The 9,325-nt window shown below is 61.5% G+C and carries 7 protein-coding genes; 5 read left to right on the top strand and 2 right to left on the bottom strand.

The window, feature by feature from the left end:
* Nucleotides 1-417 precede the first annotated feature (417 nt).
* Nucleotides 418-1,569, top strand: coding sequence for an SGNH/GDSL hydrolase family protein (locus tag AB7I51_RS16750; protein ID WP_428405425.1), 1,152 nt, complete (start codon nt 418-420; stop codon nt 1,567-1,569).
* On the opposite strand, the gene AB7I51_RS16745 is transcribed toward AB7I51_RS16750, so the two are convergent.
* Both AB7I51_RS16745 and AB7I51_RS16740 read right to left on the bottom strand, forming a co-directional pair.
* Nucleotides 1,566-3,149: a glucan biosynthesis protein gene (locus AB7I51_RS16745; RefSeq protein WP_428405424.1), complete on the bottom strand. Its 1,584-nt coding sequence runs from the start codon at nt 3,147-3,149 to the stop codon at nt 1,566-1,568. The two genes, AB7I51_RS16750 and AB7I51_RS16745, sit on opposite strands and share 4 nt — an antisense overlap.
* Nucleotides 3,150-3,251: 102 nt before the next feature.
* A complete protein-coding gene (locus AB7I51_RS16740; protein WP_428405423.1) occupies nt 3,252-3,485 on the bottom strand; it encodes a hypothetical protein in 234 nt (77 codons plus the stop codon).
* Between the two features lie 268 nt (nt 3,486-3,753).
* Between AB7I51_RS16740 and AB7I51_RS16735 the strand changes: the two genes are divergently transcribed.
* The 4 genes from AB7I51_RS16735 (at nt 3,754) to AB7I51_RS16720 (ending at nt 9,093) form a co-directional block, all read left to right on the top strand.
* Nucleotides 3,754-5,217: an amino acid permease gene (locus AB7I51_RS16735; RefSeq protein WP_428405422.1), complete on the top strand. Its 1,464-nt coding sequence runs from the start codon at nt 3,754-3,756 to the stop codon at nt 5,215-5,217.
* A 147-nt stretch (nt 5,218-5,364) separates the two neighbouring features.
* Nucleotides 5,365-6,807 carry a cryptochrome/photolyase family protein gene (locus AB7I51_RS16730; RefSeq protein WP_428405421.1) on the top strand — a complete coding sequence of 481 codons (1,443 nt, stop codon included), beginning with the start codon at nt 5,365-5,367 and terminating at the stop codon, nt 6,805-6,807.
* 98 nt (nt 6,808-6,905) lie between these two features.
* Nucleotides 6,906-7,928, top strand: a complete 1,023-nt coding sequence (gene cobT, locus AB7I51_RS16725) for a nicotinate-nucleotide--dimethylbenzimidazole phosphoribosyltransferase (protein WP_428405420.1) — start codon at nt 6,906-6,908, stop codon at nt 7,926-7,928.
* A gap of 103 nt (nt 7,929-8,031) precedes the next feature.
* Nucleotides 8,032-9,093 (top strand): LysM peptidoglycan-binding domain-containing protein, encoded by a 1,062-nt coding sequence (locus tag AB7I51_RS16720; RefSeq protein WP_428405419.1) that lies wholly within the window; start codon nt 8,032-8,034, stop codon nt 9,091-9,093.
* Nucleotides 9,094-9,325: the final 232 nt, after the last annotated feature.

Below are 9,325 nucleotides of genomic sequence, written 5' to 3'. Positions count from 1 at the left end.
CCTCCAACGCGTTCCATAAAGTGCGGTCCTAGAAGGGGTGAAAAACCCGAACGCCGCCGCGCGGCCATGCCGCCCGACATCACGACGACGCCGAAAGTCGCGCCGTCACGAATAAGACGGGTTAGCGGCTGGCCATCGAATATTCCAATGCGGCGCCACGACATTGGAAAGCCTAACCCTTTCTGGTTCCGTTTTGCCGCCGATCGTGGTGCGACGGAAGCGGAAGAGGAGATGGCGCGTTTTCGTGTCGGAACTGTGGGTCCGAGAGGCGCGCTGATCAATGAAACGGCTTAGGCTCGCGTTTTAGCCTAGGCCCGAAATTTTCGTAGTCGTCAGTTTAGCGCGACTGGACCGGCTTGATTCTTTCGTCACAAGGCGTATGGATTCACTCAGGGTAGAGTTTAAGGAATAACTGGTATGATCGTCAAAAAATCCGAATTGAAAAAGCCGCCTAAGAGTGTTGTCGTGGTATTTTACGCGATTATGATAATTTTGTTTGCTGCCTGTTTTGAGCTGATACTGAGGACTCAACAGTCATTTCATCAGATATATGACCTGGAGCTTAATGACCTGGCCAGATTGCGGGCGTCTGACACGCTCAACCATATGCCGAAGTCCGGCCAAGCTGCTGACGGCCGGGAATACGACCAGTTCGGTGTTCGTCGATATTCGGGATTGGAGAAGCCGGCGATTTGTCCTCAGCCTATCAAAATACTGTTCCTTGGAGATTCTTTTATGGATGGTTATGATGATGGACATACTATTCCTTCCATTTTATCTAAATTGTTTACAAAGGAAAATATATGTATAGAACCATTTAACGCCGGGCTTTCATCTTATTCTCCAGCGATATTTGTGCCGCAATTGAGGACGCTTTATCCGGTCATCAAGCCAGATTACGTCGTCGTCGACATCGACGAAACAGATTTCTTTGATGACAATGTTCGATACAAGCAGTTCATCACCCGTGATGAATTGGGTAGAAACATCGGCGTGAAAGCGCCCGACGCTTATCGAGGGCTGATAGCTGAAATAGAGGATATACGGAGCCAGCGCCTCTATATAGTGAGGTTGCTTAAGGTAGTTTTCGGGACATACGTAAAGGCGTTTAGCTATAAAGGAAATACAGATAAAAAATCCATGGAAGTTTCACCAGTTTTTGAACTGTCCAGCCTGGACCCCGCGGCCGCGCGCGAGAAGTTCAAAAATGAGTTGGCTTTTTTTAAGGGAAACGTCGAAGAGCTCGTTTCCGTGCTCGAGGAGAGTCATTTCCCGCTAAGCCATTTGATTTTTATAAGGCACCCACACCTCAATCATTTGCTCAACGGAAGCGCTGGTCCGATCTTTAACAGCGTGGTTTTCGAAACAGTGAAGGATGTAGCTGAAACTAAAAACGTCGCCATTTACGATGCAACGCCCGACCTCAGGCTGATATTCAAAGATAAGCCCGAGAGCTACTATTTTCCAAACGATATGCACTTCAACTTCGATGGAATGGCGGCCTATAGCAAGGTCGTCGCGGATCGGCTTCGTCCGCTGCTCTCGGACGAGCAAAGTCGCAGTCGCTAGAACGGGTGATACTGGTAGAGCCAGTTCTCCGAAAGCGTTTCGTCGCCGTTCTTCAGAAACAGCCGCATTTCCACAGGTTCCGGGCCTTGTACCGTGAGGTCGAATTGCGCCCGCCAATGGCCCGGCACATTGTCGAATACCGCTTCGGTGAAGACATAAGAGAAGGTTCCGCGCGAGGCCCATAACACCGGTTCCGGCTTCACGCCGAAGGGGAGTTTCGCCAGCGGCTCGCCGAGAAACTCGACCATGAATTTGCGCACGCCCTTGGGTCGCGGCTTGCCGGGCTGGCCGCCATTGCCGAGTCTCGTCGCGACGCAACGCGCGAGTTTGGCCGGATAGGGCTCGTCGGCGAGCCAGTGCAGCCGATAGGAATATTCGAATGAGGCGCCGGGGACGGCGGGCTTCTCGGGGACCCAGACGACGACAACATTGTCGTGGATTTCATCGTCGGTCGGGATTTCGATGAGTTGAATCGCGCCCTTGCCCCAGTCGCCCTTGGGTTCGATCCAGACGCTCGGGCGGCGATCGTAAAAGACGTTGTCGAGATAGTGATCGTAATTGCGGTCGCGCTGCATCAGGCCGAAGCCCTTGGGATTAGCGTCGCCGAATGCCGACGCCATCACCCGGTTTGGATTGTTTAGCGGCCGCCACAGGCGCTCGCCGGCGCCGGTCCACATGCTCAGCCCGTCGGAATCATGCACTTCCGGCCGCCAATCGATCGCCGTCGGTTTCGCGGTCTCCGAGAACCAGAACATCGAGGTGAGCGGGGCGACGCCGAAGCGGGTGAAAGCGCCGCGCAAATGGAGCGAGCAGTCGATGTCCATGACGACGCCCTTGCCGCGCGTCATCAGGAAGCGATAGGCGCCGACGATCGATGGTCCTTCGAGCAGCGCATGCAGGACGACGCCGTCGGCCGTCTCCGGCCCGATGTAAATCTCGGTGAAGTCGGGGAATTCTTCATTCGACCCGGACTGCCAGGTGTCGAGCGCGACGCCGCGCGCCGACATCCCATATTGGCGCAGTTCGCCGATCGCCCGGAAATATGACGCGCCAAGAAACGCGACCCAGTCGTTTCGCTTCCAGTCGAGCGCGCCGTCCTTTGCTTCCTGAATGCGAAATCCCGCAAAGCCCGCGCCGGCCGGCAATTGCCGCGCGATGGAATCCGCCGGCATGTTGAAGTAGCTGGTGTCGTAGAGAACTTCGCGCGCCTCGCCGTTCTCGACGACATGCATGCGCACCGCCTTTTTGAAAAACATGCCGAGGTGGAAAAATTCGACCGGGAAGCGCTCGTTGGTATTGGCGAAAAGCGCATGGTCAGTGTTGTAGGTGATCTGTCCCCACTTCTCGTAATCGATCTGCGAGGTGATTTCCGGTGAGGGAATGTTCGGCTGGCGATAGGGCTCCTTGATCAGCCGTTGCGCCGTCTGCTTCAGGGTTTCGAAGGAGAAGGATTTCGGCTCGCCGAGCCGGAGATTGGAGACGCTGGTCGCCGCTTCGCTGCGCGGCGCGCCGACGGCGCCTAATGCGCTCGTGGCCGCCGCCGCTTTGAGAAACGAGCGACGATCCTGCTTCTCGACCATCTCGGCGTCCTTATTGCGAAGTTTGGGAGATGTGCGCTTTGGCCTGCGTCCGCCGCGATTGTTTCGTGGGGCGTCAGACATGAAGGGCGCGAGACCCTTTATTCAGCCGCGGATCGGCTCATTGCGGATGGCGGTCCGCATGAAGAAATAGAGTCCGATGAGGCCGATGAGCGAAAAGATGATTTCTAGCGCCCGGCTGACAAGGGGATCGAGCTGGAATAAGCCGCCGAGCGCCCAGCCCGCCGCCCAGGACGCGCCAACGAGCTCGGTGCCGACAAGGATCGCCACGGCGACGAGCGTCGACAGGTGCAAATAGTTGATAGGCTTCTGGCTCATGACGCCATTCTCGAGCTGGCCTCTTAAAAAGCGGCCGCGCCGCGCTTGAGCCGTGCTATCGCAAAGACCGTCGCAAGGCAAGCCGCGCCAGGCTCGGGCGGGCGCGATCTGGAATTCGAAGCCACGGATTTGGAAGGCGAATCGGGCAAAGCGCCGCCGCCGAGGCGGCCCTCAAACCTTTCCGCTTGTATGTTTTGGCGCCGCAATGATAATCGGCCCCACCGAAGGCGCGAACGCTTAGGCGCCGCGCAGCGCGAAAGGGCGAAGCTTGTCGCAACCCGCCAACAAGATCTACCTCACCCGCAAATCCATCCACCTGATTATCGCCGAACACGACGCCGCCGAAGGCGATGGCTTGAAGCGCGCGCTCGGCTGGGCGTCGTTGATGTCTCTTGGCGTGGGCGGAATCATCGGCGCCGGCATTTTCGTGCTGACCGGCACGGCGGCGGCGAATTACGCCGGCCCCGGCGTGATGATTTCCTTCCTGCTGTCCGGGCTCGCCTGCGCCTTTGTCGCGCTGTGTTACGCGGAGCTTGCGGCGCTCATCCCCGTCGCCGGGAGCACCTACACCTATACTTACGTGACGCTCGGCGAGATTTTCGCCTGGATCATCGGCTGGAATCTCATACTCGAATACGCCGCCGGCGCCGCGACGGTCGCGGTCGGCTGGGCCGGCTATTTCAATCGCGTGATGCAAGGGTTCGGCATACATCTGCCGCCCGAACTGACCACCGCCTATTTCGCCGATCCGACGGGACAGGGCGCGTCGCCTGACGCCGTGCACGGCCTCTTCAACATTCCCGCTGCGGCGATCATCGTGCTGTTGACGGCGCTGCTCGTGCGCGGCACGACCGAGTCGACGCTGTTCAACAACATCATCGTCGCGATCAAAGTCACCGTCGTGCTGATGGTGATCGTATTCGGCGCCGCGCACGTCGACCAAGCCAATTGGACGCCACTCATTCCTGAAAATACGGGCGAGTTCGGCGTCTTCGGCTGGAGCGGCGTGGTGCGCGGCGCGTCGGTGGTCTTCTTCGCCTATATCGGATTCGACTCGGTCTCGACCGCCGCTCAAGAGGCCCATAATCCGCAGCGGGACGTGCCGATCGGAATCATCGGCTCGCTTATCGTCTGCACGATTCTCTATATTCTGGTCGCGGCCGTCGCGACCGGCGTCGTCAATTACAAGGAACTCGGCGTTCCCGACCCGATGGCGCTGGTGATGGATCGCACCGGCGTGTCCTGGCTCGCCTGGGCGGTGAAGCTCGGCGCGCTGGCCGGGCTGACGACGGCGATCCTGGTGCTGCTCTACGGACAGACCCGCATCTTCTTCGCGATGGCGCATGACGGCCTGCTGCCGCCGATCTTCGCCAGACTTCACGCGGAATGGCGCACGCCCGCCGTAAGCCAGATTCTTGTCGGCGTCCTTGTCGCACTCGCGGCGGGCCTTCTGCCGCTCGACGTGCTCGGCGAAATGGTGAGCATCGGGACGCTGGCCGCCTTTGCGCTCGTCTGCATGGCGGTGATTCACCTGCGCAAGATGCATCCCGAAATAGTCCGGCCGTTCCGCGCGCCTGGCATTCCCTGGCTGCCGATCGCCGGCATTTTGTCCTGTTTCGCGCTGATGGTCGCGCTTCCGCTCGACACATGGCTGCGGCTGCTGATCTGGACGGCAATTGGGATAGGAATTTATTTCTTCTATGGGCTCAAGCACGCGAAACGGCTCCACTGACCGAGCAATTCGCCGAGAATGACGTCGAGAGGCGCGGATCATGGAACCCTGGGCTCCCGCAGTGGTTACGACTTAAGTCAAGGATCGTTCGTCGAGGCGGAACGAGCGGCGTAACCTTTCGGAAGAGTCGAACGGGGTTCATTCAATATGAATGCGCCGGCGATTGTCTGGTTTCGCAATGACTTGCGCATCGCGGACAATCCGGCCCTCACTGCGGCGGCGCGAAGCGGCGCCCCGCTCGTCGCGCTGTATGTTTTGGACGACGTTAGCCCCGGCCAGTGGCGGCCGGGGGCGGCGGCGCAGTGGTGGCTGCACCACTCGCTCGCGGCGCTGTCTCAGATACTCGCTGAAAGGGGCGTGCAGCTGACGCTGCGCCGCGGGCGCGCGCAATATGTGTTTGAGCGGATCATCGCCGAAACCGGCGCCGGCGCCGTCTTTTGGAACAAGCTCTATGAGCCCTGGGCGATCAGGCGGGACGAGGAAATCATTTCGCAGCTGCGCGATGATGGCGTTGAAACCCATAGCTTTCACGCCTCCTTGCTGTTCGAGCCGGAAACGCTTCGCACCAAGGCGGGCGAGGGCTTCCGGATGTTCACGCCCTTCTGGCGGGCGTGTCTCGCCGCGCCGCCGCCTGATCGCCCTTTGCCGGCCCCGACAAGTCTGCGCGCCGCGCCGCTCCCGCCCGACAGCGAGGACCTCGACGCCTGGCGGTTACTGCCGCAAAACCCGGATTGGGCGGTCGGTTTGCGCAAGGCCTGGCTCGTCGGCGAGACGGCGGCCCGCGCCGAACTGGCGGACTTCGCGCGCAATCATGTCGCCGATTACAAATCGGAACGCGACTTCCTGGGTCGGGTCGGCGTTTCGCGTCTCTCTCCGCATTTGCACTTTGGCGAATTATCGCCGCGGGACGTCTGGCATGCGATCAGCGAACCCGCCAGCATCGGCGGCGACGCTTATTTGCGCGAGCTCGGCTGGCGCGAATTCTGCCATCATTTGCTGATCGCCAATTGGGACCTGCCCGACCGTCCGCTCGACAGGAGTTTCGAGCGTTTTCCCTATCGCGAAGACGAGGTTGCGCTCGACGCCTGGCGAAACGGTCAGACCGGCTATCCGCTGGTCGACGCGGCGATGCGGGAATTGTGGGTCACGGGGTGGACGCACAATCGGGCGCGGATGGTTTCGGCAAGCTTTCTCATCAAGCATTTGCTCATCGATTGGCGACAAGGCGAGCGCTGGTTCTGGGACACGCTGGTCGACGCCGATCTCTCCAATAACAGCGCCAATTGGCAATGGGTGGCGGGCTGCGGCGCCGACGCCGCGCCCTATTTCCGGATTTTCAATCCCGTGCTGCAGGGTGAGAAATTCGATCCGGATGGCGCCTATGTGCGCCGCTACGTGCCTGAACTGGCGGGGCTGGACGCCCGCTACATCCACCGCCCCTGGGCGGCGCCGGACAATATTCTGCGCGCGGCCGGCGTGCGGCTCGGCGACAACTATCCCCGGCCGATCGTCGAGCACGCTATGGCGCGCGAGCGCGCGCTCGCGGCTTTCGAGCAGATGCGGAGCCAAGCGGCGCTGCGGCCAGCCTAACGCGCAAGGCCGCGAATAATCCGCCGACGGTTCACGCCGTCATTGCGAAATGACGCGAGCGCTCGCCAATTGCGCGATGAGCCGGTAAAGCCGGCGGCATGGCTGAACACGTCCGTCCCTTCGAAGAAATCCGGATATTGCTGGCGGCGCTCCCAGGGCCCGATGCCGAGGCCGTCGCGGCGGCTCGCGCCCGTGACAGGTTGCTCACCAAGCCGCCGGGCGCGCTCGGGCGTCTCGAGGAGATCGTCGAATGGCTCGCCGCTTGGCAGGGCAGGGCGGCGCCAGCGATCGAACGCCCGCTCGTCGCGGTCTTTGCCGCCAATCACGGCGTCGTCGCTCAGGGCGTGTCGGCGTTTCCGGCAAGCGTGACAGAGCAAATGGTGGCGAATTTTCTCTCCGGCGGCGCGGCGATCAATCAAATCTGCAAGTCATATGGCGTCGGCCTAAAGGTTTACGAACTCGCGCTCGAACGGCCGACGGCGGATTTTACGCAAGCGCCGGCCATGGACGAGCGCGAGGCGGCGGCGACCTTCGCCTATGGGATGGAGGCGATCGACGGCGAAATCGACCTCTTGGCCCCAGGCGAGATGGGCATCGGCAATACGTCGAGCGCGGCGGCGATCTATGCGGCGCTCTATGGGGGACCGGCGTCGCGCTGGACGGGACGCGGCACGGGCCTCGACGACGCCAGCCTTGCGCGCAAGAACGCCGCGATCGACGCCGCTCTGGCGCTGCATGGTCCGCATCTCGCCGATCCTTTGGAGATTCTGCGCCGGCTCGGCGGGCGTGAAATCGCGGCGATGATGGGAGCGATCGCCGCTGCGAGGCTCAATCGCATCCCGGTCGTGCTCGATGGCTATGTCGCCTGCGCCGCGGCGGCGCTGCTTCATGCGATTGCGGCCGATGCGATTGCACATTGCGTCGCCGGCCATGTCTCGGCGGAGGGGGCGCATGGCGAGGTCCTGGCGCGGCTAGGCAAGCGTCCGCTGCTTGAACTCGACATGCGGCTTGGCGAAGGCTCCGGCGCCGCGCTCGCCATCGGCCTGATCAAAGCGGCGCTTGCCTGTCATCGCGACATGGCTACTTTTGAAAGCGCTGGCGTGTCGGAGAAGTCGAAATAATTGCCCCTGGCGCCGCTCCGCATGCAAGAAACTGTCACATCCGCATGCGCATTCAAGTGAAAAGCCGAATGCCGGCCGCTGAACCGCTAAGGAGCGCGGTTTCATGATCTCACTTCCGTTCCCTTATCTCGCCGCGATCTTGATCGCGGCGCTCGTCGCGGCGCTTGTCTTTCATCTCAGTCGGATGCTGGGACGGCAGCGATTGGTTCATGCGGCCTATGGCGCCGCCGCCGTGGGGCTCATCTATTTGCTGGGCGCGGGCGCCTTTGGCTGGGATTTTAACGGCCAGGGCGCGCTGCTCTGGGTCTATCTCGTGCTCTTCGCGCTCGCGGCCGCGGTCGCGGCGCGTCGGCGGTTGGCGCTGGGCGCGATTGGCTTGCCTTGGGTCTCCGCGCTGATCCAGCTCGGGGTCGTCGCCTATATGTTTGCGCCGGAATCGCTCCGGAAGCCGCCTGTGACGGCGGCGCTGTTCCTGTATTTCCTGTTCGAGGCGCTGGTCTGGCTGCGCGGGCGGGAGGACGAGCCGGCGACGGCAGACGACAGCGACGATCGTGAACGGCCGCCGCTCTTCCCGCCGCAGCGGTGTCGCGGCGTCGCTGAAGTTTCGGTCGCCGTCGCGGGGCTTGCAATTGCCTATCTGCTTGTCGCCGGACCGCGTCCGTCCGATATCGGTCCGGACTCCGCGACGGCGCAGCAGCATGAGCCGGAGACCGAAGAGGCCGCAGTAACCGAAGAGACGGCGACGACAGAGGAGACGCCCGCAGCCGGCGAGACTACGACCGCCGAGGGGACGCCCGCAGCAGGCGAAACGTCGGCCTCCGGGGAGACGCCCGACGCCGGCGAAACGGCGGCGGCCTCCGACGACAAGACCGCGGCGCCGGCAGCGCCGGATGATTCAGCAACTGCCGGGAATACGGCGAACGAAAAGCCGGAAACGCCGCCACAAGTGGCAACCAGCGAAGCCTCGCCGCCGCCAGCGCCCGCCGTTGCGAAGGACCCAGGGAATTATACGGCCCACGCGGGAGACACGTTCAAATCCATTGCCAAGCGCCTCTATGGAACGACGAAAAAATGGCGAGCGCTTGCCGACGCCAATCCGGAGTTGAAGGTGAAGAGGTTCCGCGCCGGCCAACTGATCAAGTTGCCGTCGCCGCCGACCCGGTGAACGTTGCGGGACGGCGCCGCGCGCCTTAAAGCCCGGCGCCTGAACGGGTGTTGACGCCCGCGTCGCACGCGGAGAATTGGTCATCCGTGAAGAACTCGCAAGGCATTGACGTGACGAAGTTTTGAGACCTGCGGAAGTAATCGTTTCCGCAGGTTTTCACTGCGCGGGATGCTGTTTGCTTGCAAATTGATCCGGCGCCGCTGTCGTGATTCTGTGCTCTCGGGGAAGGCCT

Origin of the sequence: Methylocystis sp., assembly GCF_050246715.1 — a bacterium.
In the GTDB taxonomy this organism is placed as follows: domain Bacteria; phylum Pseudomonadota; class Alphaproteobacteria; order Rhizobiales; family Beijerinckiaceae; genus Methylocystis.
The sequence above is the reverse complement of the archived record's forward strand: the minus strand, read 5'-3'. Positions and strand labels throughout refer to the sequence as shown.